Genomic DNA, 17110 nt, shown 5'->3' with positions numbered 1-17110 from the left:
GTTATTGTATAACTTTTTTAATCTTCAAAGGCGATTTGGGGCGTATCTGTATCAGGCCCGATATCACTACGCTGTCGCCCTGTTTCAAGCCATCTACTATCTGTATCTTGGTATCGGTACGCAAATCGGTTTTTACGAAACGCGGCACGGCAACGCCATTGTGGTACACAAACACCTTGCTGCTCTTTAAGTCGGGTATTACGGCTTCGGTTGGCAGCATAATGGTTTTAGGTATCTGATCCAGCGTAAGGTTTATCTTGGCGAAAGAACCCGCAGTAAGCAGGTTGCCCGGGTTAGGCGCCGTGGCACGCACGGTTATGGTACGCGATGCAGCATCCAGTGCCGGCTCTATGGCGTAAACCGTCGCGCTGAATTCTTTCAGCGAACTTTCGATAGTGAACTTTACCTTGCTGCCTTTACTTATAATAGGCAGGTAACGTTCCGGTACCGAAAAGGTAAGCTTAGCCGGGTCGATGTTGACGATGGTAGCTATGGGTGTAGATGGCGAGAGGTAGCCGCCGGGGCTTACATTACGCAAGCCAATGGTGCCCGAGAACGGCGCGCGTATTTCGGTACGGGCTATCTGCGCCCTTATCACGTCGGCCTGTGCCTTTATAGAGTTAAGCGACGACAGCGAGGTTTCGTACTCCTCTTTGCTCACGGCCTCTTTCTCTAGTAATATCTTGTTGCGGTTGTTGATGTCTTTCGCCAATATCATCTGCGCGTTTACCTGCTGCAACGATGCCTGCAGATCCTGGTTGTAAACCTTTACCAGCAACTGGCCCTTGGCAACCTTGGTGCCCTCGGTAAAGTATATGCCGGTGATGTTGCCGGCCGTTTGGCTTATCAGGCTTACTTTTTCGTTGGCATCTATGGTGCCCGTAATATCAATCTGGTTGTTTACGGCAGTATCTTTTACCACCATTATGGTTACCGATACGGGAGGGTTTTGCCTACCGCCCTTGCCGCCTTTGGCATCTTTGCCCCCTTTGGCTCCGCCGCCCCCAGGGCCTGCAGTCAGTGCATCGCGTTCTTTAGCACGATCGCTAAAAAATTTGTTGTAGATAAGGAACGCGACCAATAAAGCCAGCAGCGTGTAGATAATGTACTTAGTTTTCATGTTGGGCGTATGGCAGGGGTGATGGGGTTACGATTTTATGGGCGCAATTTCATTTTTAAATTTCATGCAGCTTTGGGGCTAAGGGCAGCAGGCTATCAATCTCCCGCAAATATAAATCTATCGGGGTATAAACAGCCATCTTTAATGCTCGCAAAACTAACCGCTTAAGTGTTATTTTGCTTGCTTGTATCAACCATTTTACAACATTGCTATTTTTTGCCTTGCAATTAAAAAACGTAAAATTTTATAACTTGCACCATGAAAAATCTTAAACCAATAGCCCTGGCTTATTTAATACTGTTGATTATGAAAATTACGCCGGCCGGAGCTGCTGTAGTATCCCCAAAAATATCTTATAAAGTTACATTCCCCGAAGCGCAAGCACACTACGTAGAAGTAGAAATGACCGTAAGCGGCCTAAAACAAGCCTCACTCGAATTAAAAATGCCCGTTTGGACCCCCGGATCTTACCTGGTGAGGGAATTTGCCAAAAACATAGAATCGCTTACCGCTACTGCCAATGGCAAGGCTATTGCCGCGCCAAAGCTTAATAAGAACACCTGGCACCTCAACACCGCCGGCGTACAAACCGTGGTGGTTAAATACAAAGTTTACGCCTTCGAGGTATCGGTACGCACCAGCTTTGTTGATGTATCGCATGGGTTTTTATCAACTACCGGCGTATTCCTTTACCCAAAGGGTATGCTGAACCAACCATCGACCATCAAAATTACGCCTTATAAAGACTGGACCACCGTATCTACCAGTTTAGAAAAAATCGGCGGCGACCAGTTTGCCCGCACCGCGCCTAACTACGATATCCTGTTCGATTCGCCTATAGAAGTGGGCACACAGGATGTTTTCGGCTTTGATGCGGCCGGCGTAAAATACGAAGTGGCCATGTATGGCGGCGGCAATTACGATAAAGAACGCCTGAAGAAAGATATGGCCAAAATTATAGAGGCCGAAACTGCCGTTTTTGGCGAGAACCCTAATAAGCATTACACCTTCATTGTACATAACCGCCAGCGCGGCGGCGGCGGCCTGGAGCATTTAAGCTCTACCGTGCTGGGCGCTGCCCGTGAACAATATGGCAACGAAAGCGGCTATATGGGCTTTTTGGGCCTGGTAGCGCATGAGCATTTCCACCTGTGGAACGTAAAACGCCTGCGCCCGATTGTTTTAGGTCCGTTTGATTACGAGAACGAGAACTACACCACCAACCTTTGGATAGCCGAGGGCTTTACCGCCTACTACCAGAACCTGGCACGCCGCCATGCCGATGTTTACTCGGCCGATGCATTCCTAGAGGATGCCTTGGGCGATATCAACACCGTGGAGAACCAGCCCGGCACGCAGGTACAACCACTGGCCGAAGCCAGCTTTGATGCCTGGATAAAAGCTTACCGCCCCAACGAGAATTCGTACAACACCGGCATCTCTTACTACGATAAAGGAGCCGTGGTGGCCCTGCTGCTCGATCTGGAGATCATCAACGCTACCAACGGCAAAAAATCATTGGATGATGTGATGAAGTACATGTACGATACTTATTATAAAGGAAAAAAACGTGGCTATACCGATGCGGAGTTCAAAGCCGGTTTCGAGAAGTTCGCGGGCAAAAACCTCAATGATTTTTATGCCAAATACATCAATGGCCTTGCAGCTATAGATTACAACAAATACCTGGGCTACGCGGGCTACAAAATTACCGACCAACTAGCCGATAGCAACAACCCTACCCTGGGCATAGGCACTAACAACCAGGCAAACGGCAAAAAAACCATTAGCATGGTATTGCGCGGCGGTGCAGGCTGGGTAGACGGCCTGAACGTTGGCGACGAGATCGTATCCATAGACGGCGCTCCCGTTACCGACCTGGCCGCTGCTATAGCAGCCCATAAAGTTGGCGATAAGCTTACCATTGTCGTTAACCGCGATGGTAAACCCTACAGCCTGCCGGTAACCCTGCTGCGTAATAACCGCGTGCAATACAAAGTAGAGGAATTGCCAAACCCAACTGCCCAGCAATTGGCCGTTCGCAAAAAATGGCTGAAGCTGTAAGAAGTATTTAATGAACCGGATACTAACGATAGTTTTATTCTTTTCTACCTTAAGCAATAACAGTTTGGTGGGGAGTGTTTGGGAATACCACGTTACCAAAACGGGCATCAACACGATTACAATAGAAAAGAACCATCGGGTAGCGATTTACAATTGTGAACTGGATTATACGTATCATGGTACTTATACGCTAAAAGGAAATATTCTATCGATAGTTTACAAAGATGATGCCCTTTCGGAAGATGGCGGAAAGACGCGTGGTAAGTGGGTGTATTTGAAAGAACGGTATTTAATTAAAAACAAAGATTTGTATTACGTTCCAAAGAATAAATCTACCTCATCGGATAAGTCTCCTTCTTATACAAGAGTAAAATAAAACAGGCTAAGACCTAAAGAACGAAAGCCCTTTTTGCCGTGCAGAAAGGGCTTTCGTTTTTAGAGGCCGTACCCCCATCGTCATGCCGATTGTTCAAATGGCTGGTGACATTATTTTGTCACCATGCTGAAAATTGCAAGTATTTGATTATGAGTAATTTGAAAGTGTTCACGGTGTTCACGCGGCGGCGCGTGAACACCGTGAACAACTGAAAATGAGATAGTTATATCAGCTTGCTGCCATTGGGCACGGGTGTATCAATAGCAGCCAAAACAATATCGCCGTTCTCATCGGCGAAGCCGGTTACCAAAAACTCCGACATGAAATTGGCTATCTGTTTCCTGGGGAAATTGACTACACCGATTATCTGCCTGCCGGGCAGCTCTTCTTTGGTGTAATGTTTAGTTATCTGCGCGCTGGATTGCCTGATGCCCAGCGGCCCGAAATCTACCTTGAGCTTATAGGCCGGCTTGCGCGCTTCCGGGAAATCGGCGGCCTCTAAAATGGTGCCTGCGCGTAAATCTACTTTTTCGAAATCGTTCCAGGTGATGGTTTCCATAGGGCTAAAATATTGAGGCTCGAATTTCATCAATTATCCCGAAATACACGAATGGGGGCTGAAGGTCGTGCTTTTTCTGCAGCTATAAAATACCAGGGCATCTTTACCGTTATCATCCTAAACCTGTAAACCCCATCCATGATACCTAAATCTTTTACCGCTTTGGTGCTGGCATTATTATGTTACCTAAGTGCAGTTGCCGACACGCCGCATATAGATATTGCCCGCACCCGCGAAAAGGCCAAACAAGCTTTAATATTTTCTAAAAAAAGAGGCTACAACTCCCGCTATTGTATTTTGATCGACATGAGCCTGCCCAGCGGCGTTAAACGCTTTATGGTTTGGGATTTTAAGGCAGATAAAGCCATTACCTCCGGATTGGTGAGCCACGGCTGCGGCCTTAGTCCGTGGTCTGGCGAGTGGAGCAAGGATAAGCCCTCTTTTAGCAATGCCGACGGCAGCCACTGCACGGCCCTGGGTAAATACGCTATTGGCGCACGCGATTACAGCGCCTGGGGCATCAATGTAAAATATTATTTAACCGGTTTAGATGCCACCAACAGCAATGCTTACGCCCGGCAAATCGTTTTTCATTCCTGGGAAAAAGTGAGCGAAACGGAAGTGTACCCCAACGGTACTCCGGAGGGATGGGGTTGCCCGGCCATATCCAACCAAACCATGAAAACAGTGGATGCATTATTGAAGAAACAGAAGAAAAAGGTTTTGATGTGGGTTTATAATTGAGGGCGTTACTCAACAAACATTCGTCATGGAGTTTATTTCGGTGCCCCACAAGGCAGGTCAGCGGCATGCAAAGCTGCTTAGCGTAGTGGCTACTTCTATGATGGGGTCTTGAAACAAGTTCAAGATGACGATGGTTATCAAAAGCTTATTTCCCCTTCAACGTCTCCTCGAATAATTTAAATATCCGTTTATACTCATCCGTCCAGCTGCTGGGTTGAACAAAGCCGTGGTCTTCTACAGGGTACGATGCCAGTTCCCAGTTATCCTTGTGCAGTTCTATCAGTTTTTGGGTAAGGCGGATGATGTCCTGGTAGTTCACGTTCTGGTCTACCATGCCGTGCAACATCAGCAATTTGCCTTTAAGGCCATCGGCAAAATAGATGGGCGAACTTTGGCGGTAGGCTATATCATCCTCGAAGGGCTCGTTCAAAATATTGGAGGTGTAGCCGTGGTTGTAGTGCGCCCAATCGGTAACCGAGCGTATGGCACCACCAGCGGCAAATACATCCGGTTGGGTAAACAAGGCCATCAGTGTAATAAAACCGCCGTACGAGCCGCCGTAGAGGCCCACATGATTAGGGTTTACACCGTATTTCTCTACCAGGTATTTCACGCCATCCACCTGGTCGGTAAGGTCTTTGCCGCCCATGTGGCGGTAAATGCCGGTACGCATATCGCGGCCATAGCCAGAGCTGGCGGTATAATCGATATCTATCACCGTGTAACCGTTATCGGCCAGCATGTTGTTAAACATATACTCGCGGAAGTAGCTGCTCCACCAGTAGTGCACGTTTTGCAGGTAGCCCGCACCATGCACGAAGACTACTGCGGGCCGGGCCGGGTCGGGCGTTTTGGGCTGATAAACGCGGGCATAAATATCGCTGCCGTAACGGTTTTTGAAGCTGATTACCTCCGGCTCTTTCCATGCGTAGGAATTGAACTCCGCAGTGGTAGAGCTGGTTACCTGCACGGCCTTTGCGCCGGGCTTATTGGCCTGCACATATAGCTCCCATGGCTTGTTAGCATACGAGTAACGTATGGCCAGCCATTTCTCGTCGGGCGAAAGATCAACCTCGTTGCCGCCTTTCATACCGGTTATTTTTACAGGCGCACCGCCGCTTACGGGGATGCAATAGAAATGCGTGATGCCCGGGTGCTCGATATTCGCGGTAAAGTAGAAAGTCTTTTTATCGTTAGATAGTTTCAACGTCTGCACCTCCCAACGCCCTGAAGTAAGCTGCTTTTTTGTGCCGCTTACCAAGTCCATCAGGTACAGGTGCGAGTAGCCGCTGGCTTCGCTTTGGTAGTAAAAGTGGCTGTTATCGGTAAAGCCGAGGCTGCCGTTGGCGAAGAAACCGCCTGTACCGGGGCCGCCTATCCAGGCTTCGTCGCGTTGGCGATCCAGCAGGGCCAGTTTGCCTGTTGCAGCATCCAGCTTCATTATCCAACGGTCCTTATTATCCTGCGATTCAACCACCATTACTGCGTATTTCCCATCCGTGCTCCATATGGGCAAGCCTATATCCACCTTGCGGTCGGCACCGGCTTTCTTGCGTTCTGCCAACAGTTTGGGGTAATCTTTAAGGTAGTCGGGCAAATCTTTTATACCGGGTATTTCTTTGGTTGATACGGCGTAAACGCTGTCGCGCTGTCTGTCGAAAATATAACTTACCGATGTTGATTGCGGCGCGCCCACCTTGGTGCGGTTTGGGATATCCTCGGTGAAGCCCGATGCGGTTACGTAATCGGGCACTATGCCGTTGCGCCCGCCATCGGCAGCCTGTATAAGGCGATAAGTAATGTATCGCCCGTCCGGGCTTAATTGAATGCCATTTACGCGCTTATCGCCATAAACAATTTCTTTTAGCTTAGGCAACGCCATGTTTTCGCGCTCGATGCTATCCAGTTTGCGGTCTTTATCTTCTACTTTAATGATATCGAACAGTTCCAGTTGCTGCTTTTTGAGGTAAATTTCCTGTTGGTTGTCGGTGTTCTTTTTGGTGGGTTTGCCGGCCGTTTTCACAAAGTTGGTCAACTGAACCAGTTCGCCTTTAACCAGGCTTATTTTGTAGAGGTTATTATCTCTAACGAACAAGATGGCGCTCTCGTCGCCGGTGAATACGGGCAAGGCTTCGCGTTCGGTAGTGCTGGTAAGCTGTCTGGTTTTACCCGTGGTTATATCCAACAGATAAATGTCGCCATTCTTCTCGAAGGCTTTCAGCGTATGCTTTTTGTTCCAGTTGCCGGTCTCGGGCGGCAGCATACGCTCGTCGCCCGTGCCTACCTCAATGGGTTTTATACTTGTTGGGGTGATGGAGAACAGGCCGTCGCGGTCCTGGTTCTTAGGGTTCCAGTTGAAGTATATTTTCCTACTGTCGTCGCTCCAGCGGATATTGGAGGGCGCTACACCCATCCATTTAGGGTCGCGCATTATTTTGTCGATGCTGAGCGCGCCTAATGTTTGGGCCATAGCGCCCGATGCCATCAGCAAGAAAGACAGGGTAAGGATTTTTTTCATCGTAAAAAGTATAAGCAGCCGCAAGTTAGCAGTTTAAGTAATATTACTATTTTTAACGATTGGATTGTTACAAATGGAAATAAAAGGCAGTAGTTTCATCTTACGCAACTGGCGCGAAAGCGACGCGGCAGACTTGCAGCGGCTTGCCGATAACCCTAAAATAGCCGCCAATTTGTACGACCGCTTCCCATCACCCTACACCCTCGCCGATGCGGAGTGGTTTATCAGCAGGAAAATAAGCGAACAGCCGGCTACAACCCTTGTAATAGATATTGAGGGGGCGTTCGCGGGGGCTATAGGGCTGGAGTTACGCGGCGATGTATTCAGCAAATCGCCGCTGTTTGGTTATTGGCTGGGCGAACCGTATTGGGGGCGCGGCATCATGACGGAAGCCGCGCAGCTGGTAACGCAATACGCCTTTGCGACATTCGATATTATGTGCCTGCAGGCGGGCGTTTTCAGCAGTAACCCGGCATCGATGCGGGTGCTGGAGAAAGCGGGGTACGTAAAACAGGGCATCCTGATAGGTACAGTGCTTAAACTGGGGCAGGTTTTGGATGAGCATATTTATGTGGCTTACCGGCCTGCAAGCGCTTAATCGCTTTGCCTGGTAAGCAGGGCAGCTTTCGGCGTGGGCTTGCCTACCCTCTTATCCCGACCAGAAACCAGTCCGCAAATGCTTATCGCTGCTGCTTCGAAATCATCGTGCCCATCGCTTAGCTGCAGCCAGTCCGATTCAAAAACCTCGCCCTCGCCCAACAAAAAATCGGTAATGGCGGGTATATCAGCTTTGAGGCTGGCGTGGTGCTCCTTGCGGGTAGCTATCCATAAGCCATTGTGCTGCGGATTCTTGCCCACCTTGCGGAAGATGAGCACGATCTTGCCTCCGAAATAAACATAAAACATGCCGATGGCCGGCTTAACCACCACCGTAGCCGGCAGGTAATCTAACAGGAACTCATATGGCATTGGTTTTTTCACAATGTAAAAATACGCCACAAACCTATCCGTGCATTTCGGATATCAAAAAATCGATATATTTAACCATGAAAAAAACGATCCCCGCCTTGCTGGCAGCAGCAGCTATCGCCCTTGCTTCCTGTGGTAACCAGGCTAACGTGAATGTACAGGCTACCGCCGATTCATTGAGCAGGCAGGCCACGCAGCTATCGCTTAATAAAAAAATGGTGGTTGAGTTTTACCAGGAGTTTTTTGGCGATAAGAACATCGCTGCGGCCGACCAATACCTGGCCGATAATTACATACAGCATAACCCCGCCCTGCCCGATGGCAAAGCCGCCCTGAAAGATGGTGCTACGCTTTGGTTCAAAGGCGCGCCAAAAACCAAAATAGATATACAACACCTTAGCGCCGATGGCAACCTGGTGTACATACACACCAAAAGCAAAATGGGCGATAAAACCATCTCGGTTATCGATATCTTCAGGATAGAAAACGGCAAGATAGCCGAGCATTGGGACGTGATACAGGAGGTGCCCGCCAAATCGGCGAACAATCACCCGATGTTTTAACGCCGTTGTCATGCTGAGGAACGAAGCATCTATTCGCCGGTTAGCATATCGTAATCGCATCGTGGCTATTAGATCCTTCGCTATCGCTCAGGATGACAAATCAATATATCTTCCTATAAAATTCCTTCACCGCTTCAGCGGGATCCAAGGCCAAATTCACCGCAGCAGAAACCGCAATGCCGTAAATACCAGTTGCAAATAATGGCTCTACGTCGGTTAACTGAACGCCACCGACGGCTATCACGGGGATATCTATCGGCTGTTTTTCCAAGGCATAATATCCTGCGTAACCCAGCAAGGGCTTGTTATTGGGTTTCGTATCGGTATGTGCGAAGGGGCCGTAACCGCAATAATCTACCACGCCGCTACTTTGCACGTGCAGCAAAGCTTCAATATTGGTGGCAGAGGCTCCCAAAGTTTTCTCATCTGTAATTGCCTCGCGGATGGCCGCAAAATCGGCATCGAAATCTTCGATATGCACGCCTTGCGCATCTACTCTATCAAGCAAGTGGTAGTGGTTCGTTAATATCAGCGTAGCGCCCCAGTCATCGCAGACGGAGGCTATCTGATGTATCTCGGCGATAAGCTCCTCGTCGGTTTTGGTCATGCAGCGATACTGCACCCAGTTGGCCCCGGCCTGGCAGGCAATTTGCGCCTGCTCAATGTGGCTGCGGTTAGGCAAATCCTGCGTTAGGTAATGGAATTTGGATATGTATTTTCTCAATGTCGGGTTTTTTATAAACATAAAGGGGCTGTACAAAAGCACAGCCCCAAAGCTAATCAGTTTTTTGCGGAAGCTGCCAATCTCTAACCTCCGGCCTCAAATCTCTATTTCAACACCTCGCCTATGGCAGTGCCTATGTTACCGCTTGGTGCTTGTATGTGCAGCAGCGCTGCAATGGTTGCGGCTATGTCCGTCATATGCGTTTCGCGTACCAGGCTGCCATGTTTAACGCCCCAGCCCATAAATACCAGCGGGATATGTGCATCGTATGGGTTCCAGGTGCCGTGGGTGGTACCTGTGCCACCGTGCCCGCCGTACCAACCTGGTTTCAGTATTATCTGGATGGTGCCGCTGCGTTCGGCGCTGTAGCCGTTTATGATACGGGTACGTAAATCTTCGGGGATATTGGCCGCTTGCACCTTTTGCATATCAACCGCATAAGCTACGCCTGCCAGTTTCTGCAGAAAGGGGATACAATCTGCCTTCAAGGCCTCTTCGCTGATGCCATCTTTGTTGATAACAGCATAATTAAAGTTCACCTGGTAATTATTCAAGCCCAAAACCAGGTTTTTAGCCTTGTATTTATTTTCCAGCAGGGTGTTTAATTGTGTACGGGCTACGCCTTCATCCCAATAACCTGCCGGGATATTATGGTCGATCAAAAACTGTGGGTTGTGCGCGGCGCCATGGTCGGCAGTTAAGAATACAGTATAATTGCCCTTGCCCACTTTAGCATCCAGGTAGCTGAAGAAAGCGGCTAAGTCCCTATCCAAACGCAGGTAGGTATCTTCTACTTCTACCGAATTTGGGCCAAACTGGTGCCCGATGTAATCTGTAGACGAAAGGCTGATAGCTAAAAAATCTGTAACCACGTTTTTGCCCAGCTGCTCGTTATCTATGGCAGCCTTTGCCAAATCCAGCGTTAGCGAATTGCCGTAGGGCGTGCTGCGTATCATCCCCGCGTTGCCTTTGTACAGTTCAGATGTTTTTACCGGGAAGGTGGGTGCGTCTGCCCCGTTGAATTTCCCTTCATAACGGGCGCTGTTATCGGGCGCACTTTGCACGTATGTACCGATAGGGTACAGCGTATTCCAATCCTGCTTCAAATATTTCTCAGCGTTTTTTTGGCTGTTGAAGGTTTTTACCCAGGCAGGTAAATCGTTCATATAAAAAGTGCTGGTTATCCAGTTGCCGCTGACATCATCAAACCAGTAAGCCGCATTGGCTACGTGCCCTGCCGGGAGGATACCCCCACGATCTTTCAACGCAATGCCGATAACTTTAGAACGGAAGTTGGTAGCCAGTTTCAGTTCATCGGTAATGGTGCTGGCCAGCAAATTGCGCGGCGACATTTTACCTGCCACAGATGTACTGCCAACGGTGTTCACGGTAGAATCGGCCGTGCAGTACATAGATTTACCTGTGGCCTGCACAATAAAATCATTGCCGGCCATGCCGTGTATGGCGGGCACCGAACCGGTATATATACTGGAGTGGCCTATAGCAGTAACAGTAGGGATATAAGGGATGAGGGTGTTCTCGCAGGTGAAGCCTTCGTTCAGCATACGCTTGAAGCCGCCGGCCTGGTAACGGTCGTAATAGCGGTATAGGTAATCCCAGCGCATTTGATCTACCACCAGGCCTACTACCAGTTTGGGGCGTGGAAGCGTACTAGCCGATGTTGGATTTAATTTTTTTGTTTGGGCGGATGCCGAAGTTGCGGCAAGCAAAGCCACGAATAATAGGTGCCTGATTTTCATATCGAAACATTTAAACGGCGCAAATATCCATATTGATAACCAATCTGCGTGTGATTTTTGCGTTACCTAAAGGTTAAAATATCTGCGTTTATCTTTTAAATGCCTTGAAAATGGTTTCGGCCATCAGTTCGCTGCCTGCATCGCCGGGGTGTTTCCTATCGCCCGACATGATGTCCGCATCGACGGATGCCTGGTTAAAATGGGGAAAAACTTTAGCAAAATCTATAAAGGCTGCGTGGTTAGCCAGTGCCAGCCTAAAAAGCATGTCGGCGTAGTTGGAAATTTTATATTTGCGGGGCTGCTCATTCTCGTATAAGGTCTCGGGCGGGCACATGATCATGATATCGCAGTTGGGCTGCGCCTGCTTAAGCTGATCGATGATATGCTGGATGTTCACCCGCATAGCCGCAGGTTCCACATTATTATCCATCTCGTTGGTGCCGAACATGATAATCGCGCCCTTTGGCTCCAGCAGCTTTATGGATTCTTGCCAAAGCGGATTATGTGCAAAATAATCTGCCGTGGTGCCCGAGCTGCCTACTTTGTGCATGGTGAGTATTTCGCCGTCGCCGTCCCTGTGCCCTGCTACGCCGCAAAACACCTCACCGGCCGCCAGGGGCTCTATCTCCAAATCGATATTGTCGCCTTCGGCAGAAACGTCTACCACCACGTTGCCGATATCTTCGGTAGTGCTGGCTGTGCTTACGGTTGTCCACGCGCCGCCGTTTACCCGGTACCTAAAGCTCCCGGCACCTGCATGCCGCTCATAAATAATGGTCATGGTGTTAAGCAATACTTTCGAGCTTACAGTTATGAGGGCATTAGAGGTTGTGTTGGTAACGTTTCCACATGGGCCGTAGTAATTGCCGGGGCTGGTATCCCATAGCAATGGGTCGTAATCAAAGGTCAGTTCCTGCAGATCCATCGAAGCGTCTATAGAAAACATAAACATCGGGTCCCAACGGCCAAAGCTGTCATATCCCGGTCCACCATCACTAAAACCATCGGTCAGTAATTTCCCGCGTAAACGCCAGCTATAAAAATTGCCCTGGGTGTAGGAGTCGCCTATCAGCAACAGATCGTACCGGCCGCTGGCACTGCCTTTAAAGGCATTCCATGCCTTAAGTTGGTTAAACCTTGCAGCTGCAGGGGTAATTGTATCTGTTACAACGGTGTCGGTGGTACCGATAGGCGGCGTAGTGGGGATAGTATCGGTTGGGGTGGGATGCGTTAAGGAATCGGGTATTAAGGGCGGATCGAGTTTACAGCTCTGGATAATGAAAATAGCAGCTAGTAAAAACAAAGTTACGTATCCGTGTTTCCGTTTTGCTCTTGCGCAGCGGATACCATCCGGGCAATTCGGGGTATTCTTCATGTTGTGATCAGGGGCTGGCGCTAAATAATAAGTATATCGTACGCGTAGCTAAATATATGAAAAACATCCCGTTAAGCAAATTGCCCAACGAGAATACACAAAATAAACTATACAACAGCGGCGGCAATACCGGGGATGAGCAAATATCGCATAGCACGCTGCGCCGTATCAGACCATAAACGTAAGCAGCGCATGCTGGCTGGCGGTATGCAGATCGCGCCAAACCCTGTTTATTTCGGTATCGGGTGATGCCGCCAACAGGCCGCAGTATGGGTAAAGCGTATCTACGCATTCGCGGGCGATTTTGGCTAATAACCTGCTGGCATGGCTCACCTGTTGCAATAAATTATCGTCATCAGACTGCTGCCACGAAGCAGTTACAACTTCATGAAATGCCGAACGGTTTTGATTCAGCAACGCGGTTTGCGCTTCAAGGGCATCCACCATGGTAGCTACATTGGCGGGGCTTACCCTGCGCAGGTTGGTAGCTTTGTGCGCAAAGGCAGGCTTGCAAAGGTCGGTAAAATGAACGGCCATGCCGGCCAGATTAGCGGCTAGCGTTGCCTCGGCCAGCTGCATGAAGGGGTAGCGGTATAGCGGCGCATCTATTACCGCGGCTTCGGCTTCTATCTTAAAACAATGGCTTTTATCTACATAAACATCCTTTATCTCGTAAGCATCGCTGCCGGTGGCTATCATACCCATATACTTCCAGCCGGGCAACAGGGCAACATCGGCAATTTTGATGATGAAAGGCAGTATCAGTTCTGTACCTTCTGCATTCAACAAGGGCACGCCTGCATCGGTAATTACGCAGTTAACGGTGATGTAGGTAGCATGATGCACACCACTGGCGTACTTCCAACTGCCGTTGATGATATAACCATCGCCCGTTATTTCGGCAGTACCTGTTGCTGCGCCGCTGCCGGCAATACAGCATTGTACATCGCCATATACCTCCCATGCAACTTCGGGGTGTAAAAATCCCCCGAACCAACCGGCGCCGCAGCAAAGTGTAACAACCCAGCCCAGGCTGCCATCGGCCCAACTCAGGGCCTCTTCTAATGCTACCAACTTTGGTAACGGCATTTCCTCGCCGTTGTAAGCATCTGGTACCAAAAGGTTAAACCATTGCTGCTGATACACCAGTTCCAGCTGTGCAGGGTGCAACTTGCCCAATTGCTCGGCCTCCGCGGCGTGGCTGCGTATGGTATCTACCCAGTGGGGCAGCAAAAGCGTCGAAGGATGCTCCATATCAGTTTGCATCAGCGGTTAAGCGTTCTTTGATGATTATCTTTCGCCAATCGTAATATCCAAAAATGGCTACCACGAAAAGTATCAGCGTAAGTACGGCAAACATCACCAGGTTTTTGTGATAAAGCAGTGGTATGGCGAACAGGTTGCTGATGTTCAGCAGCACCCAGTTCTCTATTTTGCGCCGCGCCAGTAGCCACATCCCCGCCCATGCGGTTGAGGACACCCAGGCATCCCAAATGGGCACAGTAGAAGTGGTAAAGTTTACCAGCAGCAAATACAGCAGGCCCCAGCCTGCGAATGAGATGAGCAGGGTTATCGCCCATTCGGTACGGTTGCTGTAGCTTACTTTTACGGGCGGCTGCCCTTGCTTTTTTATCCAATAATACCAGCCGTAAACACTCATCACTACGTAATAGCAACTCAGCAGGCATTCGGCATACAAGGCAACTTTCAGTAAGAGATAAATAGATATCAAAGTAGCGGCTATACCCGTTGGGTATAGCCACACTTTATTGGCGCGGGCCAGCAATACTTCGGCAACGCCAAGTATCACGGCCAGCCACTCCAGCCAGGTGGTTGCCTTTATTTGTTCTATGAAAAGGTCTATCCAGCTGTGCATCCGCCTAAAAACTTAAGCTTACCGAGGCCATAAAGTTGCGCGGCGCCTGAGGGAAGTAATAGTTATAGTTCACTACCTGCCCGCCTTCAATATCCGGGTAGGTTGCGCCATTAGCTTCGTATTTTTTGCTGAAGATGTTGTTCACCTGCAAACCAAGACCAATATTTTTTACGGATTTTACGCTGAAATTATACCGCAGGCGCACATCGCTCACGAAATAGCTCTTCAACAGCCTGTCGGTCTCAAAGGCGTTACTGCCTGCTGAACCAAAACCCGCCGGGTTGGTGTTCATAGTATTATCCAGGTACTGCCTGCTGATGTATTTGCTGATGAAGGCAATCTCTCCGCCTTTGAACGGCGAAAGGCTCAACTCGCTGGAAGCAATGAACGATGGCGAATAAGCAATATCCGTTTTCTTCAGCAGGATAAATGCCTGGCTGCCATCATCATAATTATTCAGGAACTGGCCGTAGTTTTTTATTTTATTTGTGCTAATGGTGGCCGTTGCTGCCCAGCTTAGCGCCCGGGTAATTTGCAGTCGGCCATCCAGCTCTATACCGGCACGGTAGCTATCCTTTACGTTGTTGCGTATCTGTGCGCCTACATCATTCAAAGCACCCGTCAATATCAGCTGGTTTTTGTACAGCATATAAAACAGGTTGATGCCGCCGCGGAATACATCTCCGCTGGTACGGTAGCCTGCTTCGAAATCCTTCAGGTTCTCGGCTTTTGGCCGGCTTGCCGGGGTGCTGTTGGTGTAATCGTCGCGGTTGGGTTCATGGTTACCCACGGCGAACGATGCGTAGATGTTGTTGTTTTCGTTCAACTGGTAAGTGATGCCCACTTTAGGGTTGAAAAAGTTGAGCGTGGCATTTTGCTGCACGTTGTTCAGGTTCCTGTCGAAACCGAGGAAAGAATAATAAATACGGCGGTACTGCATATCGGCAAACAGGGTAACATCCCCGGTTTTGTATTCGCCCCTGCCGAAGATGTTGAAATCGTTCTTCTTGGCATCGTCGCGGTAGTATTCGTAATTGGGCGGTATGCCTGCGCTCTGCGCCGTATAGATAATATTGCCGAAATGCGCACCGGTGTAACGGTTATAAGCACCGCCCAGCGTAAAGTTAAGGTTGCTTTGCGGCTGATACTTCAACGCGTAGGTAATACCGTAAAAATCATTGTCCAGCCAGCGGCGGCGGGCCAGATCGGTATTTTTAATAGTATCGCCGCCAATAACCACAGGCGTTAGTCCATAGTTGGCAACGCTGGCATCGGTTTTATATTCTTCGTAGTAGCCTTTGCCTTTGGTATAGTGCAGCGCTCCGCTGAAGGATACCTTATCTGATAGCTTTTGGTCGTACAATAATTGATAGTGGTTTTGGGTATAATCATCTACCTGGTCTTTATAATAGCTGCCATCGGGCAATATGCCCAGCTCGTTGTAGGTGCGGTGGTTGGGCAGGTTGTTATCGCTGATGATATAATCGGGCACGCCGTTCCAGGCCTGGTAGGTGCGCTCGTAACCCGAGAAGATATTGGCTCGCAAAGTGCTGTTTGCACCATAGTAAGCCCCGCTTACGAAGAAGGATTTCAATTGCGATGATGCCCTATCGATATACCCATCAGATTTGATGCGCGACAAGCGGCCATCTACACTAAAATGCCCGCCCAGTAAACCGGTACCCAGGTTGACTGTATTCTTCATCGAACCATAGGAGCCTACCGAGTTATTGATATCGGCGTAGCCTGTATCGCGGCGGGTAGTGGTTTGGATGTTGATACTACCACCGAACGCGCCTGCGCCATTGGTTGATGTACCCACCCCGCGCTGCACCTGTATGTTGTTGATGGAGGAAGTAATATCCGGCAGATCCACGAAGTAGGAACCCTGGCTCTCCGAATCGTTATACGGGATGCCGTTGATGGTAACGTTTACCCGGCTGGCATCGCTGCCGCGGATACGGATGCCCGTATAACCTATGCCCGCGCCTGCATCGGAAGTAATAACCACCGATGGCGTTTGGTTAAGCATGTAAGGCAGGTCCTGGCCAAAATTGTTTTTTTCCAGCTGCTTTTTGCTAAGGTTGGTAAATGCAGTGGGCGAATTTTTGCTCGCACGCGTGGCGGTTACCACCACTTCCTCGGCACTGAAAATGCCTTTGGACAACGTAAAATTTATGGTTTGATTACTACTTAACGTAGTCGTTTTTGTAAGCGCCTGGTAGCCGATGTAAGTAGCTATCAGCGAATAATTGCCTGCGGGCAGGTTATCAAAACTGTAATTGCCGCTTGCATTGGTTTGTGCGCCCCGGTTAAGGTTTACAAGACTGATGGTTGCGCCGGGCAGTGCTTCGCCGGCTTGATTGGTGATTTTTCCGCTGATAGAAAACTGGGCCGATGCCAAAACAGGCAACAGCAGGGCGAAGAGCGCCGCAAATAAATTTTTCAAAATGTGTTGAACA

The 17110-nt window shown here is 49.3% G+C and carries 16 protein-coding genes; 6 read left to right on the top strand and 10 right to left on the bottom strand.

All coding sequences use genetic code 11. From position 1 onward, the window contains the following. Nucleotide 1 precedes the first annotated feature (1 nt). Complete coding sequence (locus AC1DYT_RS14895; RefSeq protein WP_477470368.1) at nucleotides 2-1120, bottom strand: efflux RND transporter periplasmic adaptor subunit; 1119 nt, start codon at nucleotides 1118-1120, stop codon at nucleotides 2-4. A 258-nt stretch (nucleotides 1121-1378) separates the two neighbouring features. Here AC1DYT_RS14895 and AC1DYT_RS14890 point away from each other — a divergent pair, with 258 nt between their 5' ends. Continuing rightward, a complete protein-coding gene (locus AC1DYT_RS14890; protein WP_477470367.1) occupies nucleotides 1379-3184 on the top strand; it encodes a M61 family metallopeptidase in 1806 nt (601 codons plus the stop codon). A 10-nt stretch (nucleotides 3185-3194) separates the two neighbouring features. Continuing rightward, entirely contained in the window at nucleotides 3195-3560 is a 366-nt protein-coding gene (locus AC1DYT_RS14885) for a hypothetical protein (protein WP_477470366.1), read from the top strand. A gap of 223 nt (nucleotides 3561-3783) precedes the next feature. On the opposite strand, the gene AC1DYT_RS14880 is transcribed toward AC1DYT_RS14885, so the two are convergent. Then, nucleotides 3784-4119: a tRNA-binding protein gene (locus AC1DYT_RS14880; RefSeq protein WP_477470453.1), complete on the bottom strand. Its 336-nt coding sequence runs from the start codon at nucleotides 4117-4119 to the stop codon at nucleotides 3784-3786. A 138-nt stretch (nucleotides 4120-4257) separates the two neighbouring features. Between AC1DYT_RS14880 and AC1DYT_RS14875 the strand changes: the two genes are divergently transcribed. Further along, entirely contained in the window at nucleotides 4258-4863 is a 606-nt protein-coding gene (locus tag AC1DYT_RS14875; RefSeq protein WP_477470365.1) for a murein L,D-transpeptidase catalytic domain-containing protein, read from the top strand. Nucleotides 4864-5008: 145 nt separating this feature from the next. On the opposite strand, the gene AC1DYT_RS14870 is transcribed toward AC1DYT_RS14875, so the two are convergent. Next, entirely contained in the window at nucleotides 5009-7381 is a 2373-nt protein-coding gene (locus AC1DYT_RS14870; protein ID WP_477470364.1) for a S9 family peptidase, read from the bottom strand. Nucleotides 7382-7454: 73 nt separating this feature from the next. Here AC1DYT_RS14870 and AC1DYT_RS14865 point away from each other — a divergent pair, with 73 nt between their 5' ends. After that, the gene (locus tag AC1DYT_RS14865) at nucleotides 7455-7979 is read left to right on the top strand and encodes a GNAT family N-acetyltransferase (RefSeq protein WP_477470363.1); all 525 of its coding nucleotides are present in this window, start codon (nucleotides 7455-7457) and stop codon (nucleotides 7977-7979) included. Here the strand turns inward: AC1DYT_RS14865 and AC1DYT_RS14860 are convergent. Beyond that, a complete protein-coding gene (locus AC1DYT_RS14860; RefSeq protein WP_477470362.1) occupies nucleotides 7976-8362 on the bottom strand; it encodes a hypothetical protein in 387 nt (128 codons plus the stop codon). The two genes, AC1DYT_RS14865 and AC1DYT_RS14860, sit on opposite strands and share 4 nt — an antisense overlap. Before the next feature lie 65 nt (nucleotides 8363-8427). Between AC1DYT_RS14860 and AC1DYT_RS14855 the strand changes: the two genes are divergently transcribed. Beyond that, the gene (locus AC1DYT_RS14855; RefSeq protein ID WP_477470361.1) at nucleotides 8428-8913 is read left to right on the top strand and encodes a nuclear transport factor 2 family protein; all 486 of its coding nucleotides are present in this window, start codon (nucleotides 8428-8430) and stop codon (nucleotides 8911-8913) included. A gap of 100 nt (nucleotides 8914-9013) precedes the next feature. Here AC1DYT_RS14855 and AC1DYT_RS14850 read toward each other — a convergent pair whose 3' ends face one another. The 3 genes from AC1DYT_RS14850 to AC1DYT_RS14840 all read right to left on the bottom strand — a co-directional run bounded on the left by AC1DYT_RS14850 (nucleotide 9014) and on the right by AC1DYT_RS14840 (nucleotide 12772). Then, nucleotides 9014-9637, bottom strand: a complete 624-nt coding sequence (locus AC1DYT_RS14850; protein WP_477470360.1) for a thiamine phosphate synthase — start codon at nucleotides 9635-9637, stop codon at nucleotides 9014-9016. A 104-nt stretch (nucleotides 9638-9741) separates the two neighbouring features. Continuing rightward, nucleotides 9742-11397, bottom strand: a complete 1656-nt coding sequence (pafA, locus tag AC1DYT_RS14845) for an alkaline phosphatase PafA (protein WP_477470359.1) — start codon at nucleotides 11395-11397, stop codon at nucleotides 9742-9744. Between the two features lie 88 nt (nucleotides 11398-11485). Further along, nucleotides 11486-12772, bottom strand: coding sequence for an SGNH/GDSL hydrolase family protein (locus AC1DYT_RS14840; protein ID WP_477470358.1), 1287 nt, complete (start codon nucleotides 12770-12772; stop codon nucleotides 11486-11488). Between the two features lie 56 nt (nucleotides 12773-12828). Here AC1DYT_RS14840 and AC1DYT_RS14835 point away from each other — a divergent pair, with 56 nt between their 5' ends. Further along, nucleotides 12829-12951: a hypothetical protein gene (locus AC1DYT_RS14835; protein ID WP_477470357.1), complete on the top strand. Its 123-nt coding sequence runs from the start codon at nucleotides 12829-12831 to the stop codon at nucleotides 12949-12951. Here the strand turns inward: AC1DYT_RS14835 and AC1DYT_RS14830 are convergent. From AC1DYT_RS14830 to AC1DYT_RS14820, 3 genes are read right to left on the bottom strand one after another with little or no spacing between them, the layout of a single operon-like run. After that, nucleotides 12941-14026 (bottom strand): acyl-CoA dehydrogenase family protein, encoded by a 1086-nt coding sequence (locus AC1DYT_RS14830; protein ID WP_477470356.1) that lies wholly within the window; start codon nucleotides 14024-14026, stop codon nucleotides 12941-12943. The two genes, AC1DYT_RS14835 and AC1DYT_RS14830, sit on opposite strands and share 11 nt — an antisense overlap. 1 nt (nucleotide 14027) lies before the next feature. Beyond that, complete coding sequence (gene pnuC, locus AC1DYT_RS14825; protein ID WP_477470355.1) at nucleotides 14028-14648, bottom strand: nicotinamide riboside transporter PnuC; 621 nt, start codon at nucleotides 14646-14648, stop codon at nucleotides 14028-14030. 4 nt (nucleotides 14649-14652) lie between these two features. Next, nucleotides 14653-17097, bottom strand: coding sequence for a TonB-dependent receptor (locus AC1DYT_RS14820; protein WP_477470354.1), 2445 nt, complete (start codon nucleotides 17095-17097; stop codon nucleotides 14653-14655). Nucleotides 17098-17110 lie beyond the last annotated feature (13 nt).

The organism is Mucilaginibacter sp. P1_D10 (assembly GCF_056406215.1).
The sequence above is the reverse complement of the archived record's forward strand: the minus strand, read 5'-3'. Positions and strand labels throughout refer to the sequence as shown.

Coding starts and splice junctions, on each gene's coding strand:
- AC1DYT_RS14895 (WP_477470368.1), bottom strand. CDS start 1,120: ATGAAAACTAAGTACATTATCTACACGCTGCTGGCTTTATTGGTCGCG.
- AC1DYT_RS14890 (WP_477470367.1), top strand. CDS start 1,379: ATGAAAAATCTTAAACCAATAGCCCTGGCTTATTTAATACTGTTGATT.
- AC1DYT_RS14885 (WP_477470366.1), top strand. CDS start 3,195: ATGAACCGGATACTAACGATAGTTTTATTCTTTTCTACCTTAAGCAAT.
- AC1DYT_RS14880 (WP_477470453.1), bottom strand. CDS start 4,119: ATGGAAACCATCACCTGGAACGATTTCGAAAAAGTAGATTTACGCGCA.
- AC1DYT_RS14875 (WP_477470365.1), top strand. CDS start 4,258: ATGATACCTAAATCTTTTACCGCTTTGGTGCTGGCATTATTATGTTAC.
- AC1DYT_RS14870 (WP_477470364.1), bottom strand. CDS start 7,381: ATGAAAAAAATCCTTACCCTGTCTTTCTTGCTGATGGCATCGGGCGCT.
- AC1DYT_RS14865 (WP_477470363.1), top strand. CDS start 7,455: ATGGAAATAAAAGGCAGTAGTTTCATCTTACGCAACTGGCGCGAAAGC.
- AC1DYT_RS14855 (WP_477470361.1), top strand. CDS start 8,428: ATGAAAAAAACGATCCCCGCCTTGCTGGCAGCAGCAGCTATCGCCCTT.
- pafA (WP_477470359.1), bottom strand. CDS start 11,397: ATGAAAATCAGGCACCTATTATTCGTGGCTTTGCTTGCCGCAACTTCG.
- AC1DYT_RS14840 (WP_477470358.1), bottom strand. CDS start 12,772: ATGAAGAATACCCCGAATTGCCCGGATGGTATCCGCTGCGCAAGAGCA.
- AC1DYT_RS14835 (WP_477470357.1), top strand. CDS start 12,829: ATGAAAAACATCCCGTTAAGCAAATTGCCCAACGAGAATACACAAAAT.
- AC1DYT_RS14830 (WP_477470356.1), bottom strand. CDS start 14,026: ATGGAGCATCCTTCGACGCTTTTGCTGCCCCACTGGGTAGATACCATA.
- pnuC (WP_477470355.1), bottom strand. CDS start 14,648: ATGCACAGCTGGATAGACCTTTTCATAGAACAAATAAAGGCAACCACC.